A 23,701-nucleotide genomic window follows, 5' to 3' on the forward strand; every position below is an offset into this window, starting at 1 on the left:
ATGAATGGGTGTAAAGACATCCGGTATTGTTCTTTTCCTTAAGTTAATGACATTGTGATTTTACTGGTCTTTTCCGCCAAGCGTCTTCATCGTGGGGAACAACAACACATCACGTATTGCCGGGGAATCGGTCATCATCATCACCATCCGGTCAATCCCAAACCCAATCCCGCCAGTGGGCGGCATTCCAATATTCAAAGCATTCAGGAAATCCTCATCCGTATGGTTAGCCTCTGCGTCCCCGGCTGCCAGCAACGCTTCCTGCGCTTCAAAACGTTCCCGCTGATCAATAGGATCATTCAGCTCTGAATAAGCATTTGCCATCTCCCATCCATTCATGAAGAATTCAAAACGTTCCACATATTCCGGATGATCCGGCTTCTTTTTGGTCAATGGGGAAATCTCAATTGGATGATCCATAACAAATGTAGGCTGAATCAGGTGCTCTTCCACATATTCCTCAAAAAACAGACTCAGAATATCTCCTTTCTTATGTCTGTCCTCATATTCAATGTGATGCTCATCTGCCATCTTCTTGGCATCTTCTGTGGTATGAATCTCATTAAAATCCACATTAGCATATTTTTTCACTGCATCTACCATGGTAATGCGCTCAAAAGGTTTCGACAGATCCATTTCATGTTCGCCGTAAGTAAGAATTTCAGAACCCGTTACCTCTTTTGCCACATAGCGGTAAAGATTTTCTGTTAAATCCATCATGCCACGGTAATCTGTGTATGCCTGATACAGCTCCATTAAGGTAAATTCAGGATTATGGCGGGTGTCAAGACCTTCATTGCGGAATACACGTCCAATTTCATACACACGCTCCAGGCCTCCTACAATCAGCCGTTTCAGCGGAAGTTCCAGTGAAATACGGAGTTTAAAATCCTCATTTAAAGCATTAAAGTGGGTTTCAAAAGGCCTTGCGGCAGCGCCCCCGGCATTGCTTACCAGCATAGGCGTCTCCACTTCCATGAAGCCCTGTTTGTCCAGAAACCTGCGGATACTGCTCAGCACCTTGGAACGTTTGATAAAGGTATCCTTTACCTCCTGATTCATAATCAAATCCACATATCTCTGACGATAGCGGATATCCGTGTCTGTCAGGCCGTGAAATTTCTCTGGCAAAATCTGAAGGCTTTTGGAAAGAAGCGTTACTTCCTGGGCATGAACAGAGATTTCTCCGGTTTTGGTTTTGAATACCTCCCCTTTGATTCCCAAAATGTCTCCCACATCATATTTTTTAAAATCCTTATAGCTGTCCTCACCGATGCTGTCCCTGGCAACATATGCCTGAATATTTCCCTGTAAATCCTGCACATTACAGAAAGACGCCTTTCCCATAACACGTTTGAACATCATCCTGCCCGCTATACTTACAGTCTGCCCTTCCATGAATTCAAAATTATCTTTGATTTCCATGCTGTGGCTGGAAACGTCATATTTCGTTATCTGAAATGGATTCTTTCCATTTTTCTGCAAATCTTTTAACTTATCGTGACGGACCTTCAATAACTGATTCAAATCCTGTTCCGCCGGCTGATTGTTCTGCCCCATTTTCTTTTCCTCCATTCTGTATGATGGCCTGAAACCACTGCCTTTCACTCAGTTTCAAATATGATCTGAAACCATTTTACCCAATGTCATTTCTAACTCGGATTTTTACCGGATTCTACCGTCTTTTGCTGTCATGCTCTTATATTTCTATTCCGCGCTGCACATAAAATCCGCTAAATCGCAATATCTTCTGAATCCATTTAATTCGACCGCTGTATCTCCAGAACCTTATATTCCATCACTCCCGCCTGAGTTTCTATTTTCACCATATCGCCTGCTTTTGCCCCAATTAAGGCTTTTCCTACCGGAGATTCATTGGAAATCTTACCCTGCAGGCTGTTTGCCTCTGTAGAGCCTACAATTTTATACTCTAATTCTTCTTCAAATTCACAGTCATAAATTTTCACACGGCAGCCTACGCTTATCTTGTCCAGATCTACTTCATCCTCAACGACAACTTCAGCATTTTTCAGTATTTTTTCAATTTCTTCAATTCTGGCTTCTATATCACGCTGTTCATCCTTTGCAGCATCATATTCTGCATTTTCTGAAAGATCGCCCTGCTCTCTGGCTTCTTTGATCTTCTGAGCAACTTCCTTTCGCTTTACCACTTTCAAGTCATGCAGCTCTGTTTCCAGCTTCTGCAGCCCTTCATAAGTTAATAAATTTTTCTTTTCCATAATCCAACACCTTCCTATTACACTATATATTTTTTATCACCAGACAGCCTACTTTTCACAGGACTGCCCGCAAAAATAACTGATTATCTCCCTTTAACAATCACAGTATTATACCCGATAGGTATAGAAATGTCAAGATTCTGCTGTATTTTCACCTGGGTCCACGGCCTTTTATAGACAGGGATATAAAGTATGCCTTCCTTCATAAAACGATAATGGCAATTACCATTTCGTTCCATATCCAAAATGACATTGACGCTTTCCAGAGAAATTTCTCCTTTGTCCTCTATCTGAACTACCAAACCGGTATCCTCATACATTCTTTCAATATAAGAAGCAAAATATGCAGGACGATCTGTTACAATTTTTAAAAAATTCAAGTCTCCTGAAATCTGCTCCAGCGCCAGTTCTACATCATCTTCATCTAACATGGACTTAGGCGGTGTATCAGTATCCAGCAAAAGTGGGCAAAAAATCCTGTAATCCATCTGATATTTTTCCAATACCTGTTCTAAAATCCATCTGAGCTTTGGCAAAAATGGATTTCCTTCCTCCGTCTTTTCCTCCCAGTTTTCCGCTTCCTCTGTTTTCTTCAAACGCCCTTTAAGTGTTTCGAGCCTGGCTTTCAGCCAATGTAACATTCCTTTTTTTTCCTGTTTTTCTTCTATAATAATGCTCCTTTTAGGCTTATCCATTTTTCCAATTATATGAACGCCCCAATCAAGTTATTACAAAAGAGTTTTCCCTGCCTTTAAACTTTGGGTAAATTCCGAAACAGGGCTTCCAATTGCCCATAAGTTTCCACTTCATTAATTTTCCCTCTGAGCTTGGCTGAATTTTTATAGCCGGTTGTATACCATGCCGCATGTTTACGCATTTCCCGGATGCCAACAATTTCACCTTTCCATTCAATCTGAGCTTTCGCATGGCGCAGAAGCATTTCTGTCACCTCTGAAAGTTCCGGTTTGGACAGTTCCTCCCCAGTTTCCAAAAAGTGCAGAATCTGTCTGAAAATCCAGGGATTTCCCTGAGCTGCTCTTCCGATCATAAACCCATCACATCCTGTCTGCTCTTTCATTCGGAGCACATCCTGTCCGTTTTGAATATCTCCGTTTCCAAATACCGGAATGGAAACGGCTTCTTTTACCTGACGGATAATATCCCAGTCAGCTTTGCCGGAATAATACTGTTCTCTGGTTCTCCCATGTACCGCCAGAGCGGAGGCTCCCGCCTCTTCCAATATTTTTGCCATTTCTACAGCATTCACATGGGCATCGTCAAAGCCTTTGCGTATTTTAACAGTGACTGGTTTCTGTATGGCTTTTACTGTTTTTGAAACAATATCAAAGGCCAGCTTCGGCGTCTTCATAAGCGCAGAGCCTTCCCCGTTATTCACTACTTTCGGCACAGGACAGCCCATATTGATATCCAGAATATCAAAGGGACGTTCCTCTATCCGCTTCGCCATTTCACTGATAATCTCCGGATCTGCGCCAAACAGCTGAAGAGACAGAGGTCTTTCTTTTTCTTCGGCAGCTAACAGAATTTCCGTATTTTTATTTTTATAATAAATGCCCTTGGCGCTTACCATCTCCATACAGAGAAGTCCTGCGCCCTGCTCTTTACAGAGCGCACGAAATGGCAGGTCGCATACCCCTGCCATTGGCGCCAGAATCAAATTGTTTTCCAACGTCACATTTCCAATTTTTAACTTTTCCATCACTTTTCCAATTCCTGCTATTTTTGCTGTGCTTTTATACACGTGAGCCAAATGATTGTTTCCTGTCCGCCATTACAGCATGCACCTTCTGACACTTCTGTACGCATGAGACAAATAATTTGCCGGCAACTCTCATTATTTCAAAAAGAGTCGCCAAACATCTGGCAAAGAAGTATTCTTGCGTATAACCATCTACTTTCCGCGGTTCTGCTTATTATAAATCAGCCGAAGTCCCTGCAATGTCAGCGTAGGATCATAAATATCAATTTCCTCTGTTTCCTTTGCAATAATTTTTCCAAGACCCCCGGTTGCCACTACTTTCAAATTCTTATAACCCGTTTCTTTCTTGGTCTGTTTTATGATATATTCTGTCTGGCCAATCTGACCATAAATCAACCCTGCCTGCATACTGCTGATAGTTTCTTTGGCCAAAATGCTGCCGGGTTTGCGAATTTCAATTTCCGGTAATTTTGCCGCATCTTCCCACAACGCCTTGGCAGATGTACGGATTCCCGGTGCAGTCACGCCAGACACAAAGGCCCCGGTTTCATCCACCAGATCATAGGTAGTTCCTGTTCCGAAATCAATCACAAATACCGGCCCCCCGTACTGCTCATAGGCCGCAGCGGCGTCCACAATCCGATCGGCTCCCAGCTGACGGGGATTTTCCGTGGCAATGCGTATTCCTGTCTTAATTCCCGGTTCCACCACCACAGGCCGGATATCAAAATATTTAATAAATGAACTTAAGAGGGAATGCATCACATTTGGCACTACAGAGGCAATAATCGCGTCCTTAATTTTTTCCGGTTTTAACCTGTTGTGGGAAATCAGATCCCGAATACATATTCCATACTCATCGGAAGTCCGCTGCAACTTGGTAGTCATACGGAACGTTGCTTCCAGCTTCTCCCCGTCAAATACCCCAAACGTAATATTCGTGTTTCCCACATCTACCACTAATAACATTACAATTCCTCCAAATCCTCTTCTGAAAGTTCCTCTCCCAGGAAAAATACTTTAAAATACATTTCCAGGGATTCCAGCAATTCCTGTTTTGTCCGCTGAAGCTGCTTTACCTTCAGCACACTTCCAATGTCATCATACAGCAAATCCCCTTCATCCGCCGCCGTCTGAAACTGCAGCCTGCCCCCTTCGTCAAAAAACAGGGTGAGAACACCGCCGATATCCTCTGTATACAGCACACACATGATTTTCAGCTCATCCTTAATGCTTTCTGGCAAAGCTTCAAATTCTTCATTCAGGTAATACTTCTTTGTATATGCACTGGAGCCGCACAGTATGATTTCTTCCTGCTCCATAAAATCCTCCTTACACATAACCGTAAATTCCCCGGACAGATACCTCTCCCGAAGACACTTTTTCCACCCCATTTTCTCGTTCTACCAATAACTCCCCCCGATGATCAATCCCAAGGGCTGTCCCCTCAAATTCTCCCATGGGGTCTAACACCCGCACTTTACGGCTGCAATTTACCAAAAGGGAATTATATTCTTCTGCGAGCGCTGATAAATCCTGAGTTTTCAAATATATTTCATAATAGTCTTCAAACTTTTTTAAAACAGTTCCCAACAACCTGGCTCTGGAAATCTCCGGCTTCTTTCCCTCCTTATGCAGCTCCATATCCAGTGAAGTGGCCGTCTTTGCAATCTCTTCCGGAAAATCTGTCTGATGCACATTGATTCCGGTTCCCACTACAATATGATTTACATAATCTATCTGAGCGCTCATTTCCGTCAAAATGCCTACAACCTTTTTTCCATTCACCACAACATCATTGGGCCACTTAATTTTTGCCTCTAATCCTGTAACCTCACGAATTCCATTTACTGCCGCCAAAGCTTTCACCAGTGTCAGCATAGAGGCGTTAGCAGGATCTATCTCTGGTTTCAGCAAAATAGTAAAGAAAATTCCAGTTCCATGAGGAGAATTCCAGTTTCTTCCCCGCCTTCCTCTTCCAAAGGTCTGCATATCTGCCACAAACACGGTTCCATGGCCTTCCATTCCCTTAGTTTCCTCTGCCCTCCGTTTTGCTTCTGTATTCGTGGAATCAATTTCATCAAAATAGCAGACAGGATGCCCCAGCCATTTGGTGAAAAGGCAGCTTTCGATTTCACTTTTTGACAAGATATCCGGCACAAAAACCAGTCGGTATCCACGATTCTGCACTGCCTCTATTTCATATCCCATTTCTTTTAATTGTTTCATTGATTTCCAGACTGCAGTCCGGGAAACTCCCAGGCGCTCACACAACTCCTGGCCGGAAACATAGCTTCCTGGACTGGCCTGCCGCAGCATGCGCAAGATTTCTGTTTTCATAGCATCCTCCAGTAATTACAGGCAAATTACTTCAATGTAGCATACATAATGGCTTTAATGCTGTGCATACGGTTTTCCGCCTCATCAAACACCACTGACTGGCTGCTTTCAAATACCTGATTAGTCACCTCCATCTCTGTAAGTCCGAATTTCTCATGAATCTGTCTGCCAATCACAGTCTCCAAATCATGAAAAGCAGGAAGACAGTGCATGAAAATTGCAGTGGATTTGGCATGCTCCATTACTTTCTGATTGACCTGATAGGGCATCAGCTCACGAATCCGGCTTTCCCAAACTTCTTCGGGTTCTCCCATGGATACCCACACATCGGTATAGATTACATCTGCATCTTTGGTTCCCTCTTCCACGCTTTCTGTCAAGGTAACGGAACCGCCAGACTCTTTTGCCTCCTTTTTACAATAAGTTACCAACTCCTGATCCGGAAAATAATTTTGACTGGTGCAGGCAACAAAATCCATGCCCAGTTTTGCACAGGTTACCATCAGAGAATTTCCCATATTATACCGGGCGTCTCCCATGTATACCAATTTAATCCCTTTCAAGTGTCCAAACTTCTCCTGAACTGTCATCATATCGGCAATCATCTGAGTGGGATGGAATTCATTGGTCAGCCCATTCCAAACTGGTACGCCGGCATACTCTGCCAACTCTTCTACAATTTCCTGTCCGAAACCGCGGTATTCAATTCCGTCATACATTCTGCCCAACACCCTTGCGGTGTCTTTAATGCTTTCTTTTTTCCCAATCTGGGAACCGGATGGATCTAAATATGTCACATGCATTCCTAAGTCATGTGCGGCAACTTCAAAAGAACACCGTGTTCTGGTACTTGTCTTCTCAAAAATCAGTGCAATATTTTTCCCCTTTAACTCATCATGGGCAATCCCCTGTTTCTTTTTCTGTTTCAGTTCTTCTCCCAGTTCCACAAGATATGTAATTTCTTCCGACGTAAAATCCTTTAATTTAAGAAAATTCCTTCCTTTTAAATTCATTGTTTTCTCCTTCCAAATATGATGGAACAGCGGACTGCCCTTCTTCCTGCAGCCCGCTGCAAATCACTTTCTTCCTTTTCGAAGCTCGCCTGCCGCTTTTGTTCTTAAGCCTGCAGCCTGCCGCAAATTACATTCTCAGCTTTCTTTTCCAATCTCCGTCAGGGATTTTGCAAGACCTGCCAACCCCTGAATTTCAGATGGTATAATAATCTTGGTTGCCTTGCCGTCTGCGGCTTTTTCAAATGCTTCCAGACCCTTTAAATGGAGTACCGCACCATCTGGCGCAGCTTCTTTTAAGAAACGAAGGCCGTCCGCGTTGGCTTTTTGAATTCGCAGAATTGCTTCTGCCTGACCTTCCGCTTCCCGCATTGTAGCTTCCTTTTTCGCTTCCGCACGGAGAATTGCCGCCTGCTTTTCTGCTTCAGCATCCAGAATTGCAGACTCTTTCTTTCCTTCTGCCACCAGTACGGTTGCTGTTTTCTCCCCCTCTGCCTGGGTAACGGCTGCACGGCGTTCTCGCTCCGCTTTGGCCTGTTTCTCCATTGCATCCTGAATCTGCTGAGGCGGAATAATATTTTTCAGCTCCACTCGGTTTACTTTAATTCCCCAGGGATCCGTGGCCACATCCAGGGAAGCGCGCATCTTGGTATTAATCAGCTCCCTGGACGTCAGTGTTTCATCCAGCTCCAGGTCTCCGATAATATTTCTAAGGGTAGTGGCAGTCAGATTTTCAATTGCCATAATGGGATTTTCCACCCCGTATGCAAACAGCTTGGGATCGGTAATCTGGAAATAAACTACCGTATCAATCCGCATGGTAACATTATCCTTGGTAATCACCGGCTGAGGCGCGAAGTCAACCACCTGCTCCTTCAGCAATACGCGCTTTGCCACCCGATCGATAAAGGGAACTTTAAAATGCAGCCCCACACCCCAGGTGCCCTGGTATCCGCCCAGACGCTCAATGACAAGAGCGTGTGCCTGAGGAACAATTTTCACACAGGACGCCACCAGAATCAGCCCAAAAATTATCAATATCAATACAATTATATATCCTAACATAAATAAGCCCTCCACAAATTATACTTCTTTCTGTCTCACCAGCAGCTTTACGCCGCTGATCTCCAGAATTTCCACCAGGGTTTCTGCAGGAATCACTCTATCATCAGCAGACCTCGCTGACCATTCCTGTCCATCAACAGCAACCATTCCTGCGGCTTTCAAATTATCAATTTCCTGCTGTACCAGAGCCGTTTTGCCTATCAGGCTCTCTGCATTTGTTTTTGTTCTGTCCTTATTAAAAAATTCCACTGCCAGCGGCCTAGTAACTGCCAGCAGTACCACAGACGTCACAACGAACAATATACTCTGCACCAGAAGATTCGCTCCCAGCAGGCTGGCTGCAAATGCAAGCAATGCTCCGCCTGCAAACCAGATGGTAGTAAGCCCCAGAGTAATGATTTCAATGACTGCCATCACTACAACTACGATCAACCAGAAAATACCATCCATAAATTCCCTCCTTTCGGGTACGGTTATGGTGTTAGTTTACTATATTTTTACTCATATTACAACATTTAATGCCTGGAAGACAAAAACTGTTGCATGGAATAGAAAATTTCCCATTCCATACAACAGTTCTTTAATTTTTCTGATTATTTTATGCCCACTGCAAGCAGCCTTAGCAAAATTCAAATTTATTAGAAAAATACATGATTTCCAATTACAATTCCAGACGCTCCTGAAGCTGCATTCCGAAAACTTGTGGCTCCGCCTACATTGCTGGCTCCTGCAATTGCTTCCTGAGCCGCCTGAATACAACTACCGGATACGCCATTTGCCAGTACGCTTGCAAGTGCACCGCTGGATGCCGGCGTAAACTGACCGCTCTGATAAATCACTCCAGAAATGCTTCCTGCATAACCTGCCCGGAGACGGTTCATTACTACAGCTCCTACTGCCAATTTTCCTTCATAAGGCTCGCTTCCTGCTTCACACTGAATCAATGCCCCTAACAACGTCACATCATCATAAGATGCTGAAACTGCTCCCCGCTGGGACGTTCCTCCGGAAGACTGCTGTGCTTTTTTTGCTTTCTCTGCTTCTGCAGCAGCAATTGCAGCGCGTTCTTCTTCTATGGAAATTGCTTTTCCAAGTTTTAACTCTACATCTACGAACTCAGCGCTGACATAACCAGTCCCTTCCTCCAGCTTCACCGGAACCCAGCCTTCTGCCGCTTCTGCTTCGGTATCTACCTTAACCTTACCGCCTTCTTCCAATACATCCAAAATCTCTGTCTCTTCTGATGCAGATGTGGTTTCTCTGACTCTTACGCCGCCTGTTACCGCTGTAGCATAAGTTGTTCCCACCTGATTTGCAAGAGCCTCTGCTTCCAGTCCTGTCACACAGAATTCATTTTTTACATATCCTTCTACGCTTCCAGAACTGATTTTGGTCCATTCCTCTCCTTTTTCCAGAATGTCTGCAGAAGCGCCTTTATGGAGCTTTCCTGCAAGCTCTGCCTCATCAGAGGGCTCTGTACGGATATTCAGATAATCTTCTACATTCGGCAGTAATTTGGATGCCCATGGAGAAACCTCCTCGTTTCCAACTGCCACCAGACCATCTTTTACTGATGTTTCTTCCTTATTCTCTTCTTCATCCTTTTTGGCTTCCATTTCTGCCGGTTCTTCTGCAGTTTCCTCCGGTTTCTCTGCCTCTGTCGGGTCTCCTGCAGTCTCCTCCGGTTCCACAGCTTCTGCCTGTTTTGCTTCATCCTTTACTTCTTCAGCTTCTTTCGGCTCCTCTGCTGGCTCTGCATCATTCTCTTTTGCTTCTGCCTCTTTTGGCTCTTCTGCCTGCTTTGGTTCCTCTGATGCTTCTTCTGCTTTCTCCTGAATGGAAACTTCCTTTATCTCTTCTGCGTTCTGTTCAGGCTCACTTTCTGTGATGGTTGCTGTCACAACATCTTTCACAATTCTTTCCTTCGTTGCCGCAACAAGCTCCTCACCTACTCCTGCCGGTTCTGCTGACAATTCTACCTCCCGGCCATCTGGAGCCTGAGTAGTTACATTATTTCCGCATACGGATGAAACTGTCATCACCAGGGTAAAAGCTGCAACAATTCCGCTTTCCATAACCTTCTTATCGAATTTCATATTAACCTCCTGAATTTCTGCTAAAATAACATATTTATAATTTTTAAAAATTTGTATGTTATTTTATTCGAATTTGTTACAAATGTTACGAACTTGTTACACTATAGCAAAGAAATTGTAAATTGTCAAGCTCTCTGCCGGAATTTCTTTTTTCCCGCCCTGGTCTTATCTCCTTTTTTCGTCGTTATGTATGGATTACAGGAATTCTTTCTGCCATTTTTTCACAATTTTTCTGTCTTTCTGTCATTTTCTTGCAATCAAACATGAAGACTGCTATAATAAAAAGAAAAAAGGAGGATACTCTTGTGAAAGCAAACAACTTTCCAACTACGGAGAAAAGCGCTGATTCCACGGGCAGCAGAAAACTTTCCTCCATTAAAATAAAAATCGTGGGCGTTCTGCTTATTTCTATTATTGTAACAATTTTCCTCAGCACATGTATTATCATCCCGAATGTTAAGAAAAATATTACAGCCACCACACAGAACTATATGTCTGATTTTACAGATTCCTATGGAAAAGTACTGGATCAGAATCTTAAAGTATCCATTATGTATCTCTCAACAGAGCGTCTGGAGACTATGCTCTCAGGCGCCGGATTAAAAAATATAACTTCCAGTTACTTTTATGTTACAGGGGCTGACGGAACCATTCTCTATCATCCTGATGGGGAAAAAATCGGCCAGACAACAGGCATAGACGCCATTACCGCACTTACAGAGCAGTTGGAACAGGAAAATACACCAACAGCCGACATTATCCGTTATACTTATAACGGAAAAGGGCGGTATGCTTCTTATTATATAGTAGATAAAGGGAAAGCTATTCTGATACTTACTGCAGACGAAAATGAAATTCTCGGCCCAGTCACAAATGTAGTTCGACAGGCACTTTTGTGTTGTGGCATCCTTTTAGTGATTCTTGGAATTTTTGGATATTTGCTGATTGCCCGAATGATGCAGCCGATTATTACAATTTCCGAAATTATCCGGAAATTTGCCGCAATGGATCTTACTGAAGATCATCGCTTGGAGAAAATCAGTAAGCACAAAGATGAAACAGGAACTATAGGCACTGCATTAATCTCCCTCAGGGAAGCTTTCGCTGCCATAATCACAGATATCAAACAGCAGAGCTCACTGCTTTATGCAACATCCGAATCATTAACAAGCAATGCCTCTGCCACTTTCGGCACGGTTCAAAATGTAGAACGGGCCGTAAATGAAATTGCTGCCGGTGCGGCAAATCAAGCAGAAGAAACCCAGAAGGCAACAGATGACATTTTACTAATTGGAACCATGGTAGAAAACACTTCCTCGGAAGTCTCTTCTCTGCGCAGCATTGCACAATCCATCAAAGACTCCAGTGAACATGCCAATACCACTCTCCGGGAACTGGATACGGTAAATAAACAAGCCATGGATTCCATCAATATAATATATGAACAGACGCACACTACTAACGAATCTGCTCTTAAAATAAAAGAAGCAACAACCTTGATTTCCTCTATTGCAGATGAAACAAACCTGCTGTCTTTGAATGCTTCTATTGAAGCTGCCAGGGCCGGGGATGCCGGCAAAGGATTTGCCGTAGTAGCTTCTGAGATTCAAAAGCTTGCAGAACAGTCCAACAAATCTGCCCAGCAGATTGACAGTATTATTTATACCTTAATGGAAGATTCCAGAAAAGCTGTAGAAACTATGGAAGCAGTCAAAGAAATTATGGCGCAGCAAAACGAAAACGTAACGAAAACCGGAACCACTTTTTCTCAGGTTCAGGGAGGAATTATGGACTCCGCCGTTAATGTCGACTCCATTGCCGAACGTACCAACCAGTTGAATTCTGCCCGCACTAATATTGTAGACGTAGTACAGAACCTGACTTCCATTGCAGAGCAGAATGCCGCAAACACCCAGGAAACTTCTGCAGCAGTTATGGAAGTTGCTAATGTTATGCAGGAAATATCCAATCATGCCTCTGAATTACAGAATATTGCTTCCTCGTTAGAAACAAATGTAAATACTTTTCAATTATAAAATACAGGGCATTACTTTACCAAGAACATACATAAATGCTTTGAAAATAACAATACAGGATATGGCTTTTCTGACATCAGAATGCTCCATATCCTGTATTGTTTATTCCAGCGGTTGAATATCGACTTTTTTACCTGCATAAAATTCGCCGATATTCAACCGCCGGATATTTCCTTTTAAAAGCAGTTTTTTCTATAGAAACTGCGCTTCGCATACCAATTGTAATCTCTTACAGTCTCTTTAACAATTCTTCCCGTTCAGCCTCGAATCCCGGCTTACCTAACAGTGCAAACATATTGCGCTTGTAACTTTCAACGCCAGGCTGGTTAAATGGATTAACACCCAGCAAATATCCGCTTAAGCCGCAGGCAAATTCATAGAAATAGAACAACTCACCCAGGTAAAATTCATTCTGTTCCGGAATATTTACTACCAGATTAGGTACGTTTCCATCTGTATGGGCTAAAATCGTTCCATTCATAGCGCTCTTATTTACAAAATCCATATCTTTACCGGCAAGATAATTTAATCCGTCTAAATCTACCGGCTCCTGATTGATCTTAATTGTGCTGCGGGATTTTTCTACGTTCATTACCGTTTCAAACATAATTCTGGAACCATCCTGAATAAACTGTCCCATAGAATGCAAGTCTGTGGTCAAGTCTACAGATGCCGGGAAAATGCCCTTCTGGTCTTTTCCTTCGCTTTCTCCGTAAAGCTGTTTCCACCATTCAGAAACATAGTGCAGTGACGGCTCATAGTTGGCAAGCACCTCCACAGCTTTGCCTTTTCTCAATAAAATATTACGAACTGCTGCATACTGCATCGCATCATTCTCTGCAAACGGCTGATTCAATGCCCGTTCTCTGCCTGCTGCAGCGCCTTCCATCAGCTTGTCCAAATCTGCTCCGCTGACTGCTATGGGCAGTAACCCAACTGCTGTCAGTACGGAAAAACGCCCGCCTACATCATCCGGTACCACAAAGCTCTCATATCCTTCTTCGGACGCAAGTCCCTTCAACGCACCTCTGGCTTTATCTGTTGTTGCGTAAATTCTCTTTGCAGCACCTTCTTTTCCATATTTCTTCTCAAGCATTTCTTTAAATACGCGGAATGCAATGGCCGGTTCTGTGGTAGTTCCGGATTTGGATATCACATTCACTGAGAAATCACGATCACCGATTACTTCAATCAGTCCGGCAAGATAGGAGCTGCTGATGCTGTTTCCTGCATAGTAAATTTCAGGTGTCTTGCGAATTTCTTTTGACACATTATTATAAAATCCATGTCTCAGAAATTCAATAGCGGCTCTGGCTCCCAAATAGGAACCTCCGATTCCGATAACTACCAGCACCTCAGAGTCTCCCTGAATTTTCTCAGCCGCCTTCTTAATTCTTGCAAACTCCTCTTTATCATATTCCACCGGCAGATCAAGCCATCCTAAAAAGTCATTTCCGGCCCCGCTTTTCGAAACCAGTACTTTTCTGGCATCTTCCACCAGCTTCTCCATATAGCTGACTTCTTCCTGACTGATAAATCCCGCAGCTTTTCCATAATCAAATGATACTTTTTCCATGATTTCCACTCCTTTGTCTTTATATGCTTAGTATAAGAATCCCTCTTGGGCATTCTCCGCTCTACTTATGGAATATTGTAACAAATCTATCCCACTTCGTCAAACAGAAAAGCCCTTTCAGGAAAAGTATTCCTGCAAGACTGCATTAAACAGTTTTTCATCCTCTGCCTTCTTTTGCGCCTGCTCCGGCGTCAGTTCCCGCCTCTCCCTTTTATTCTCTTCTGTTTCTTCTATCTTATGTATCTGCTCCATCTCCTGCTCCATCTCTTCCTCTTCTTCATCCCGCAATATTACCTCAAAATATGCCTGGACACTCCCAATAATATCTCCAAGACTTCTGTTCAGTCTTTTTATCTGCCGCAAAATCCTTGCCAGAAGCAGCAGGATCAGCAAACCCATCAGAATAAGCGCTGCTTCTTTCAAAAGTCCCTGATACCTCTGGCAAAAACGTATCAATTCCTCCATAAAGCATGTCCCTCCTTTCATAAATGGTCAAGCAGATTTCCGATATCATGGCGTTGCCAAAAGTGGAATCTGCCTGATACATTCATTATAAATATTCTTTTCCAATCTGTGAAGTCTTCCAAAGGCTTTTTTCACCGCATATTCTCCCGGTTTTCGACACCTTGCTTCTCTTGATCTTTTTTCAGGAACAGTATAAGATAAGAACAGATAAATTTAAAAACACTCAGGAGGTCATCATGAAAAGAATTGTGTTAACCGGCGGAGGCACTGCCGGCCACGTCACCCCGAATCTTGCACTTCTCCCTAGATTGAAGGAGCTTGGTTACGATATCCATTACATTGGTTCTTACAACGGAATTGAAAAAAAACTGATTGAACAATACAGCATTCCATATTATGGTATTTCCTCCGGCAAGCTGCGCCGTTATTTTGACTGGAAAAATTTTTCTGATCCTTTTAAGGTAATCAAAGGCTACGGGCAGGCACGCACACTGTTAAAAAAATTAAAGCCGGATGTTGTATTTTCCAAAGGAGGTTTTGTTTCCGTCCCGGTGATTCTGGCAGCCAAACACCGAAAGATTCCTGCAATTATTCACGAATCCGATATTACTCCTGGCCTTGCCAACAAACTCGCTATACCAAACGCCTGCAAGGTCTGCTGCAATTTTCCGGAAACTCTGAAATACCTTCCTGCAGATAAAGCTGTTCTGACAGGCTCTCCCATCCGAGAGGAACTGCTGTCCGGAAATCGGTTAAAGGGACTTACATATTGTGGGTTCCAATCAGAAAAGCCAGTGATTATGGTAATCGGTGGAAGCACCGGTTCCCAGTTTATCAATAAAATTGTTCGCAGCCTTCTTCCTGATTTATTAAAAGATTTTCAGGTTCTTCATCTCTGCGGAAAAGGAAAGCTGGATTCATCATTCGAACATACCAAAGGATATGCACAATTTGAATATGCAAATAAAGAATTAAGCGACATGTTTGCCCTCGCAGATCTGGTGATTTCCAGAGCTGGAGCCAATGCTATCTGTGAACTTCTGGCGCTGCGCAAGCCTAATATTCTGATCCCTCTTTCTGCCAATGCCAGCCGTGGAGATCAGATTTTAAACGCCCGTTCTTTTGAAGGTCAGGGCTATAGTGTGGTAATTGAAGAGGAACAGTTAAACAGCGTCATCCTATTGGATGCTATTAAGAAATTATTCCAAAACCGGAATCAATATATCAATGCTATGGCAAAAAGTGAACAGCTGAATTCTGTAGAAACAATCGTGCAGCTTCTGGAACAAGCCGCCAATCAGAAAAAATAGATTTTTTTACCCTTAAGCATACCTATTTGCCAAATGATTTGCCGTTCTTCTCGAAATCGTGGGAATCTGTTCGCAAATCATTTGGCTTAAAGGTATAGAAAGCCATGCCTGCTGCTTCAAAGATTCCGGCTGAGTTTCTGACAGATATCCTCTAACTCTTCCTGAGATAATTCCAGATGATTCCAACAAAGCTTATCCTGATTGCCGTCCTGTTCATATCTGGGAATCAGATGCATATGAAAATGAAATACCGTCTGTCCTGCTGTTTCCCCGTTATTCTGTACAATATTAAATCCATCACAATTTAAAGTTTCTGTCATATGCAGCGCAAGCTTCTTGGCAAGAATCATAGCTTGTCCTGCCATATCTTCCGGCAGTTTATAAATATCAGCATAATGTTCTTTAGGAATAATAAGAGCATGTCCCTTTGATGCAGGACTGATATCCAGAATTACCCTGAATTGCTCATCTTCATAAATTGTTTTGGAGGGAATTTCTCCGGCTGCAATTTTACAAAAAATACAATTTTCTTCTCTCATTTCAAATCTCCTGTTTCTAGTCTCATTCACATTAAATATCTGTACAGATCTTTCTGGCTGCTGCACCCAAATACAATTTATCCGAAAATAAATACCTGATCCAGCATCTTCAGCGTCTTAAAGTTTCCTTTAGCGGTCATTTCCCCTGTCATAAAAGCCCGTTGAAAACTCATTCTTCCCTGAATAATATTATCCATAACTGCGGTTGTCATCTTAGCATAGACATCTATCTTTTCCCCTTGTCCGTAGTGAACCCTCAGTTCATCATTGTGCACCTCAACGGTCAGCGGCTTCTTCTTTCCGTCTATCATAAACAGGTAAGTGGCTGAAAAATCATCCTGGGCCACAAAATGGGCTTCTAGTTCCGTCAAATATGCCATTTCCTCATCTTCTTCACTCTGGCCCAGCAGATCTTTAAACATACTGCTCAATTCCTCAATGTCTTCCTTCTGCTTCTTCACATAAACATCATCTGATACATATTTGGACAGCTGCTCGCTTTCCTGGGGAGTCAATTCCAACTGCTGAGGACGCAGCACAGACTGTTTTACTGCCTGATTACTGTTGGGAAGACTCTTTAATTTCTGTGAAATTGTACGGTAGAGATTCTCTGCTTTCTTCTCAATCAGCACCGTATAGTCACGATTCATCTCAAACGCAATCAAATCCTCTACATAACCGCATAATCCTGCGCAGGGAAGCCCTCCCAGAATCTCCCAGGCGCTTGCAAGAGCAATCTCTCCCTCTCGCTCACCATAAGTAGTAGACATTACAATGGGCTGCATATAAGTTGCTGCAATCTTTTCCTTATCTCCGTAAAGCCAGCAGGAATCTAAAAACTGCTGCATATATCCGCCAATACCCAGCCATTCTACCGTTGTAGCCAATATAATGCCATCCGCATCCTTAATGGTCTGGGGAAGTGTGGAGATACTGTTTTTGTGTTCATAAATATTATACCGCTCCACGTTTACCCGAAGTTCCACCAATACTTCCTGCATTTTATCAATGACATATAAGGTAGGATCATCCAATAATCCCCGCCCTCCATAATAAATATTTACTTTCATACCAAAGCCTCCAAATTTATCAATGTCTTTAGTATATAAATTTTTGAAAGCAAAGTCAACTACTTGCAGAATCAGGAAAAAATGTATTCTTCCGCGCCAAACAGAATTCTGTCATTTTTGCACAGCCTTCTTTGCTGATGATATGCTATGGGTTCCCCATTCAGATATGTTCCGTTGGTGGAATTTAAATCCTCCAGATAATACACCCCTTCCCGGCGGCTGATTCTGGCATGCAGCCGGCTGATTCCTTCTGCTTCAATTACTCCTTCCGCCTGATCCTTGTTCTTTCCAATCAAAATTTCTTCCCTCGCCACCAGAATATCTTTGCACCCATGAATTCCCTGATATATTAATTTTCCTACGGGTTCCTGTATACACAGTCCCAGAATTTCCGTGGGATATGCCGTTCCTATTTCTGACAAATCTTCCTTTTCAACTAAAATATTTTTTTCAGATACGGACTTTTTTTTCGATCGATGCTGCTCTGAAATAAAATTGTCCCGTCTCTGCTCCTCTTTTTTTCCCTGTCTCTGCAGACAATTCTCTTTGGGAAGAATTCCTTTTGTAAACATCCTATCTGAGAATCTTTCTTTGAAAACACCTTTTTTTTCAAAAGATTCCTTTAGTGGTTTCTTCTGCAGTTTAAGTTTAGGAGGATTCTCTTTGAAAAACCATCCATTCCGGGACTTTTCCTCTGGAACTTTTACCAACAAACTGAAAAAACGGGACATCCAGGGAATCTGTTCTGCACGTACTCTAATGTACTCCCAAATTCTATCCCACCCTTTTCTATCTTCCAACTCATTTTCCTCCTTCTTCTGTTCCAATATATTTTCACATTCCAGCTCCTTATGGTTCCATTCCAAATCCTTATAGTTCCATTCCGGCTTTTTATGTTGATTTTCCTCTTTTTCTCTCTTTACAGAAGCTTCTAATATTTTCTGTATACTGATATTTTTCATCATCGACATCTGATACACCTGATATGCCAATTCCGTAGCTGCCTGATCCTGATGATCAATGATTCTGAGAATCTGTTCCATATAACGGCCAAACGCCTCCTGAAAATTTTCTCTCCAAAAGGGAAGATATGTAAAATACAGACTGCCGTCTCCCAGATTAACATAGATATATTCTGCCTTCAGGCAAATTCCTGTCTCGCGAAGCAGATAATCCTGTAATACAAAACACAACTCCTTTATAGAAAGCAGCACTTTCCAGAACATTTCATAATCCATCTTTTTTCCCGAAAGATAATCTTCTATCTGCTGTTTTCCGCTGATATCATACAGATAGCTTATTTCTCCGTCTGTCTCTACAATTTCCATTTTCAGCAAATACGGCACCTGTTCTGCCTCCAGCATATTTAATTCATATTCCTCTGCAGATTTCTCCTGTTCCTTCACACACATATAACTTTTTTGCAGATTTCTTCTATATGTTATTTCCATAATTTCCTCCGATATCCTGATATTTTAGCAGCAGTTCCAGTTTGCGGAAATCATCTGCCGGAGCAAATTCCTCCCACATTTTCTGCTGTTCTGCTGTTTCCACCATTTCTCCATACAACTCCAGTCCTTGATTCAGCATCAGTAAAATACAAAACAGAATCAGAGGAAGAACCAACGCAGCCTCTACCGTAAAGCTTCCACTGACATTCTTCATCATATCTGCCACCTGATTATCATCATAAGATAGGAAAGCAGTAAAAACGGAACAAACGCAATTCTATCCTTCCTCTTTTTCTTCCCAGAGACAAGTAGCCAGAGAGACCAAAATGCCGCAAGTACAAGCCCTGTAAAAAACAGTTTCAGATTTCCCATTCCTCCCAGATACACCCCGGTTACCACCAGAAGAATTCCGTCTCCTATTCCTGCTTTTCCATGAGTTATCCAACTAACGATCATCATTGCCGCTCCTGGAAGCATCCCCCACAGCATACTGTAAATTGAACATTTTGGATAAAACAAATGCAGGCACACACCACATATTCCAAATAGCAAAATATAGATCAATGTAAGTTCTTTTCTTTTTACATCTTCCCAGGTACACAATCCCAATAATCCTAATACCATAAATTTCTGCATACTACTTTCCTCCGCATCTTGAACAAGCCTTTTTATTGCCCACCTGTTCTTTCCATACCATATAAATTGTCCTTTTTAGTCCGCTGCAATCTATTTTCAAATGATAACATCCGCCTTCACTGGTAATATAAACAATACCACACGGTTTTTTATGGCGGACGCAATGTCCGCAGGGATCATACTTTTTCCTGATCCATTCACTGATAGACGCTGACTGAACCGAAAGCTTTAAATGGCTGCAGTTTCTGCTGACATGATAGACATTTTGTGTCGGAGTAAGATAAACCCATTCTTTTCCCTCCCGATCCGCTGCATCATCCTGACCGCCTATCCATCTGTGCATTCTGCATCCATTGGATAAAGCAATGCTTCTTCTTCCAAAGAAACTCAATGGAAATCCCATGCGATAAGACACCAGCAAATCAATAAAAGCAGCATTTTCTTTCCCACTTTTCCAGGAAAATCCCGCCACTCCCCATTCTATGCTGGACATTGGGCATTTTTGAACTGCCAATTTTTTGTAAAACCGTGCTTTGGCCAAATTTTCTGCCTCTTTCTGGGAAATCCCCTTTAACAACACTGTTTCTTCCACCGCTTGATCCAGTGAATTTCCAACAATATACTGTACCTGCATCATTCGAAACAAATATAAAATCATCACCACGGCAAAAAGAAAAATTGGAAAAGCCAGCGCCGCTTCTACCGTCAGGCTTCCCGAAAGAAGAACATGAGAAAGTGCCTTTGGCGGGGAATCCCCATAACTTTTTTCTATTTTACTATTTTGCCTGAGAGAGTTTTTTTCGTTATCCTTTCCAGTTATCCAAGGCACTTTATCATGCCCTCCTTCCTAAAAATATTACCAGTTTCCTCTTCTGCCATATGGATGGCGGCACAATCTGCCAGACAGCCCTCCCGGCAGTTCATTTTACAAGAGCTCTTTACAATCTGCAGACAGAGGGCACATCCTCAAAACAGATCGCCTGACAGTTTATGCAATCCCCCAATATTCTACGATAATAAAACACCTAATAAAAAAATTGTTGTCTGCTGTTAAAATGGTACACTCCATCTTTCATCTTCACGCTGGTAATCAGCCCCAAAAACATAGAATCTGCCCCGGATACCGTTTCGGTCTCCATACCTTGTATCATATGATCCATCGAAAAATTATTTTCCCCCGGAAGCATTCTGATATTTTGTTCCATAACATCCATTGCACGGGATACCAGCACATTTTCCTTCACAGACAGCAGCAAAATCTGCAGATATTCCCGATAGTCAAATCCTCTTTCTTCCTGCTGTTCGGTGTTTTTCTCCAGAGCTTTTTGTCCCAGTGATACGTCACTTTTCCACTCCGACGCTTCTTTAATCAATGGAACTTTTCCTCCAGCCAGCAGGCATCTTACATCCAACACACTTTCTATATAACTCCAGGACAGAAGAATTCCAATCTGAACTGCCTGTATTAATGGAGCAATCCCAGTAAATCCCACTGCCGCTGTCGCCATTTCCAATGCAAGGGCCTGTTTCCCGCTGTCTTGCATAATGGTTGCAAAATTTCCAGCTTCCCGCAGCAAAAGCAGCTTTTTTACCGTCTGCTCCAGATTTTGTCTGTCTGTATCCTCACCGCTGATACAATACTCCAATTCATAATCCAGAGCATGACTGCTGCAGCCCTTTGTCCCTGAACCGCCCTGACAGGAAAAATATGTATTCAAATATTGAAGAAACCACAGTTTTTCCAGCTTTTCTTCTCCAGTCTTCCTCAGATTTCCAGTTTCTTTTTTCCGATTCTGAACATTATTTTCTAAAGAAATACCTTTTCCTGAAATATCTGAAAGATTTTCCACAACCAAAGCTAAAACCGGTGACTTTTTCCACATTTTAACAAAATCCATGGGATTTTCCGGCAGTACCTGTTCTGGCGGAGACTCAACTCCGGTATTCACTGCGCTTTTTTCTCCCCCTTTTGCTGCCTCTTCTCCTCCTGCTTGTTCACCTTCCGCTGCTTTCTCCGCGCTTTGAGCTGCTTGTTCTGCCGCTTCCTGGGCCAGCTTCCACTTTTCTTCTGCTTCTTTACTTTCTTTATCCAGGTTTTTTCCCTGACTCAGAAACTCCTTGATGGTATCTGCTGCATATTCCGCAAGCTGTTCCTTCATCGCCCTGCAGGCCTGCTCCCTGAAAAGTTTCCCATTTTGGTCTGTGGCCAGCGCAAATCGGTCAATTTCAACATTTTTTAAAGAAATCTGGTAAAAACCCTCCTCTTTTTGTTCCAGAGCAGCCTCTTCCATCATGATTCCTTCCAATACTGACAAATTAAACTGACCCTTTTCATCATTTCCATCCAGAAAAAGCATATGATAATTTTCCCACATGGGTACATGATACTGACCAAATACTGATTCCAGTCTGAGCTGCAAATCACGCCTGGCAATCAGGGCAAGCGCTTGCATTCTTGCGGCTTCCAGCAGAGAGAAAATCAGAGAAAGTATTATTGTCAGTGTCAACGCCAAAAACAACGTGACACTGCCGGCACAGGTCCTTAAATTTTTCTCAGATTTTTTTTGCATTTCCTGAAACCTTCTTCAATACATCAGTAACCAGCTGGCTGATCTGGGTTTTAAACAGCGCCACCAAACTAATCAAAACAACAATAATTAAAATTACTTCCACAACGCCCATACCATCTTCTTCCGCTAAAAACCTTTTCAATTCTCTCATATTTATTCCTCCTGAAATATTAAATATTTGCTTTATGGCGCTTAAAATCTGCACATTAGGCATCCGCCTTTCGACGCTGCAAAATCTGCACATTGAGCATCCGCCTTCCAGCACTTAAAAAAACTACATATTGAGTGTCAGCCCTGCCGGCACTACCAGTATTACCAACACAAGTATCAGCATCATTCCCATGGGAAGCAGAAGCTTGGTTCCTGCCTCTTCTCCTGCTTTTCTGGCTTCTGCCTTTCTCTGTTCAAAAGCCTCTTTCTCCTCTTCCTCTAACAGCCGCTGCAGACCTCTGGAGCCTTTCCGGATATTTTGGACAATCAGAGAAGAAAGCTTCCGATATACGTTCATATCACACCTTGTCCCAAAATTCTCAAAAGCCTGCAGTTCTCCTACTCCCTCACGGATTTCATTAAGAACTGTTACCATCTCTTCATATGCTTCACGTCTTTCCACCTCCTTTCGCTCTCTTCTGCTTTGATAAGCTGCTGCAATTTTTTCCCAGGCCATGGACAGATTCATTCCTGCTCCCAACAATAACGACAATTGACTGACAATTTCAGAATAATCCAGAAGCATTTGACGCTGACGCTGTAATTCCTTTTTCTTTTTTTCTTCTTTTTCGGAGAAAATTATGACTGCCGCGCCTGCAACTCCCAAAAGCGCTATCAACAAACTGCGATGTTCCCTCTGTTCCTTCCAGATTATTTTTCTTCCCTCCAGTTCTTCTGGAAGTTCCAGATAATCCGTATTTTCTTTTTCATTTTCCAATGCCAGTAATTTCTCAAGCTTTTCTGCAAAAGATTCCTGTTCTGATTTTTCTTCTGGCACCGCCTGGACATAAAAAGAATACAGACAATTTTCTTCCTGACAGGTGAGTTCTGCCGTTAATTCCACCATAACCGGTTCTTCCAAAGACCCAATCAGATTCCCTTCCGTGTCGAAAATCTCATAATCAGAAAAAAAGTAAGATGCTTCTACCGCCCCCTCCTGTAAGGTTTCTGGCAAATACAGCGGCTGGCTTACCGATTCCAGAGATGTATTTTCTCCCAAAATTATTCTGTCCAGTTCCTTTCTCGCCTTTTCCAGATATTCCTGTTTCTGTTTTTTGGTCAGCTTCTTTTCTTCTATTTGAATTCTCATGGGATACTGCTCCATCAAATCTTCTGCATCCACCAGATAATCCTTTTCTTCCTGCCCATGACCAGGAGAGTTTCGGACTGCCCTCTTTTGATTTCCACCGTCATCTATCCTGCAAAAAACCGCTGCCATCAAAAACCCTGCTGCCGCTATCAGGACTGCTTCATATAATTTTTTCCGATATCCCTGTTTTTTCATTCTCCAGGCTGCCGCGCTGCAAACTGCCGCACTGAGAATATATCCATACATATTTTACCTCTCTGTATACAATACCTGTCTT

The 23,701-nt window shown here is 42.6% G+C and carries 24 protein-coding genes; 2 read left to right on the forward strand and 22 right to left on the reverse strand.

What is annotated here, in order from left to right; all coding sequences use genetic code 11:
• Positions 1-60: 60 nt before the first annotated feature.
• The 11 genes from lysS to E5329_RS11385 form a co-directional block, all read right to left on the reverse strand.
• Complete coding sequence (lysS, locus tag E5329_RS11335) at positions 61-1,560, reverse strand: lysine--tRNA ligase (protein ID WP_330572113.1); 1,500 nt, start codon at positions 1,558-1,560, stop codon at positions 61-63.
• Positions 1,561-1,760: 200 nt separating this feature from the next.
• Entirely contained in the window at positions 1,761-2,240 is a 480-nt protein-coding gene (gene greA / locus E5329_RS11340; protein ID WP_330572114.1) for a transcription elongation factor GreA, read from the reverse strand.
• Positions 2,241-2,323: 83 nt separating this feature from the next.
• Positions 2,324-2,881 carry a hypothetical protein gene (locus tag E5329_RS11345; RefSeq protein ID WP_135989654.1) on the reverse strand — a complete coding sequence of 186 codons (558 nt, stop codon included), beginning with the start codon at positions 2,879-2,881 and terminating at the stop codon, positions 2,324-2,326.
• 110 nt (positions 2,882-2,991) lie between these two features.
• Entirely contained in the window at positions 2,992-3,960 is a 969-nt protein-coding gene (gene dusB / locus E5329_RS11350) for a tRNA dihydrouridine synthase DusB (RefSeq protein WP_135989721.1), read from the reverse strand.
• 192 nt (positions 3,961-4,152) lie between these two features.
• Complete coding sequence (locus tag E5329_RS11355; protein WP_135989655.1) at positions 4,153-4,929, reverse strand: type III pantothenate kinase; 777 nt, start codon at positions 4,927-4,929, stop codon at positions 4,153-4,155.
• A complete protein-coding gene (locus tag E5329_RS11360; RefSeq protein WP_135989656.1) occupies positions 4,929-5,282 on the reverse strand; it encodes a DUF6145 family protein in 354 nt (117 codons plus the stop codon). Before E5329_RS11360 ends, E5329_RS11355 begins: the two co-directional genes overlap by 1 nt.
• 10 nt (positions 5,283-5,292) lie before the next feature.
• Positions 5,293-6,300 carry a biotin--[acetyl-CoA-carboxylase] ligase gene (locus E5329_RS11365; protein ID WP_135989657.1) on the reverse strand — a complete coding sequence of 336 codons (1,008 nt, stop codon included), beginning with the start codon at positions 6,298-6,300 and terminating at the stop codon, positions 5,293-5,295.
• Positions 6,301-6,326: 26 nt separating this feature from the next.
• The gene (argF, locus tag E5329_RS11370; protein ID WP_135989658.1) at positions 6,327-7,313 is read right to left on the reverse strand and encodes an ornithine carbamoyltransferase; all 987 of its coding nucleotides are present in this window, start codon (positions 7,311-7,313) and stop codon (positions 6,327-6,329) included.
• 135 nt (positions 7,314-7,448) lie between these two features.
• Positions 7,449-8,375, reverse strand: a complete 927-nt coding sequence (locus E5329_RS11375; protein WP_135989659.1) for an SPFH domain-containing protein — start codon at positions 8,373-8,375, stop codon at positions 7,449-7,451.
• Positions 8,376-8,393: 18 nt separating this feature from the next.
• The gene (locus E5329_RS11380) at positions 8,394-8,825 is read right to left on the reverse strand and encodes an NfeD family protein (protein ID WP_135989660.1); all 432 of its coding nucleotides are present in this window, start codon (positions 8,823-8,825) and stop codon (positions 8,394-8,396) included.
• A gap of 188 nt (positions 8,826-9,013) precedes the next feature.
• A complete protein-coding gene (locus E5329_RS11385; RefSeq protein WP_135989661.1) occupies positions 9,014-10,471 on the reverse strand; it encodes a cell wall hydrolase in 1,458 nt (485 codons plus the stop codon).
• A gap of 305 nt (positions 10,472-10,776) precedes the next feature.
• On the opposite strand from E5329_RS11385, the gene E5329_RS11390 reads away from it, so the two are divergent.
• Positions 10,777-12,507 carry a methyl-accepting chemotaxis protein gene (locus E5329_RS11390; RefSeq protein ID WP_168356592.1) on the forward strand — a complete coding sequence of 577 codons (1,731 nt, stop codon included), beginning with the start codon at positions 10,777-10,779 and terminating at the stop codon, positions 12,505-12,507.
• Positions 12,508-12,736: 229 nt separating this feature from the next.
• On the opposite strand, the gene E5329_RS11395 is transcribed toward E5329_RS11390, so the two are convergent.
• Both E5329_RS11395 and E5329_RS11400 read right to left on the reverse strand, forming a co-directional pair.
• Positions 12,737-14,086, reverse strand: a complete 1,350-nt coding sequence (locus tag E5329_RS11395) for a glucose-6-phosphate isomerase (RefSeq protein ID WP_135989722.1) — start codon at positions 14,084-14,086, stop codon at positions 12,737-12,739.
• 114 nt (positions 14,087-14,200) lie between these two features.
• Positions 14,201-14,548, reverse strand: a complete 348-nt coding sequence (locus E5329_RS11400) for a hypothetical protein (protein WP_135989663.1) — start codon at positions 14,546-14,548, stop codon at positions 14,201-14,203.
• A 236-nt stretch (positions 14,549-14,784) separates the two neighbouring features.
• Between E5329_RS11400 and E5329_RS11405 the strand changes: the two genes are divergently transcribed.
• Positions 14,785-15,858: an undecaprenyldiphospho-muramoylpentapeptide beta-N-acetylglucosaminyltransferase gene (locus tag E5329_RS11405; RefSeq protein ID WP_135989664.1), complete on the forward strand. Its 1,074-nt coding sequence runs from the start codon at positions 14,785-14,787 to the stop codon at positions 15,856-15,858.
• 116 nt (positions 15,859-15,974) lie between these two features.
• Here E5329_RS11405 and E5329_RS11410 read toward each other — a convergent pair whose 3' ends face one another.
• The 9 genes from E5329_RS11410 to E5329_RS11450 form a co-directional block, all read right to left on the reverse strand.
• Positions 15,975-16,397 (reverse strand): HIT family protein, encoded by a 423-nt coding sequence (locus E5329_RS11410; protein WP_135989665.1) that lies wholly within the window; start codon positions 16,395-16,397, stop codon positions 15,975-15,977.
• A 77-nt stretch (positions 16,398-16,474) separates the two neighbouring features.
• A complete protein-coding gene (locus tag E5329_RS11415) occupies positions 16,475-17,467 on the reverse strand; it encodes an SCP2 sterol-binding domain-containing protein (RefSeq protein ID WP_135989666.1) in 993 nt (330 codons plus the stop codon).
• Between the two features lie 71 nt (positions 17,468-17,538).
• A complete protein-coding gene (locus E5329_RS11420; RefSeq protein WP_135989667.1) occupies positions 17,539-18,918 on the reverse strand; it encodes a DUF6382 domain-containing protein in 1,380 nt (459 codons plus the stop codon).
• Positions 18,902-19,135 carry a hypothetical protein gene (locus E5329_RS11425; protein WP_135989668.1) on the reverse strand — a complete coding sequence of 78 codons (234 nt, stop codon included), beginning with the start codon at positions 19,133-19,135 and terminating at the stop codon, positions 18,902-18,904. Before E5329_RS11425 ends, E5329_RS11420 begins: the two co-directional genes overlap by 17 nt.
• Positions 19,132-19,554 (reverse strand): A24 family peptidase, encoded by a 423-nt coding sequence (locus E5329_RS11430; RefSeq protein WP_135989669.1) that lies wholly within the window; start codon positions 19,552-19,554, stop codon positions 19,132-19,134. The genes E5329_RS11425 and E5329_RS11430 overlap by 4 nt, the downstream gene beginning before the upstream one ends.
• Before the next feature lies 1 nt (position 19,555).
• Entirely contained in the window at positions 19,556-20,383 is an 828-nt protein-coding gene (locus E5329_RS11435) for a TadE/TadG family type IV pilus assembly protein (RefSeq protein WP_135989670.1), read from the reverse strand.
• 196 nt (positions 20,384-20,579) lie between these two features.
• Positions 20,580-22,124 carry a DUF5702 domain-containing protein gene (locus tag E5329_RS11440; protein WP_135989671.1) on the reverse strand — a complete coding sequence of 515 codons (1,545 nt, stop codon included), beginning with the start codon at positions 22,122-22,124 and terminating at the stop codon, positions 20,580-20,582.
• A complete protein-coding gene (locus E5329_RS11445; RefSeq protein ID WP_135989672.1) occupies positions 22,108-22,275 on the reverse strand; it encodes a Flp1 family type IVb pilin in 168 nt (55 codons plus the stop codon). The genes E5329_RS11440 and E5329_RS11445 overlap by 17 nt, the downstream gene beginning before the upstream one ends.
• A gap of 123 nt (positions 22,276-22,398) precedes the next feature.
• On the reverse strand, positions 22,399-23,670 hold the full coding sequence (locus tag E5329_RS11450) for a type II secretion system F family protein (RefSeq protein WP_135989673.1): 1,272 nt from the start codon (positions 23,668-23,670) through the stop codon (positions 22,399-22,401).
• Positions 23,671-23,701: the final 31 nt, after the last annotated feature.

This window comes from Petralouisia muris, from assembly GCF_004793545.1.
GTDB classification, from domain to species: Bacteria; Bacillota; Clostridia; order Lachnospirales; family Lachnospiraceae; genus Petralouisia; species Petralouisia muris.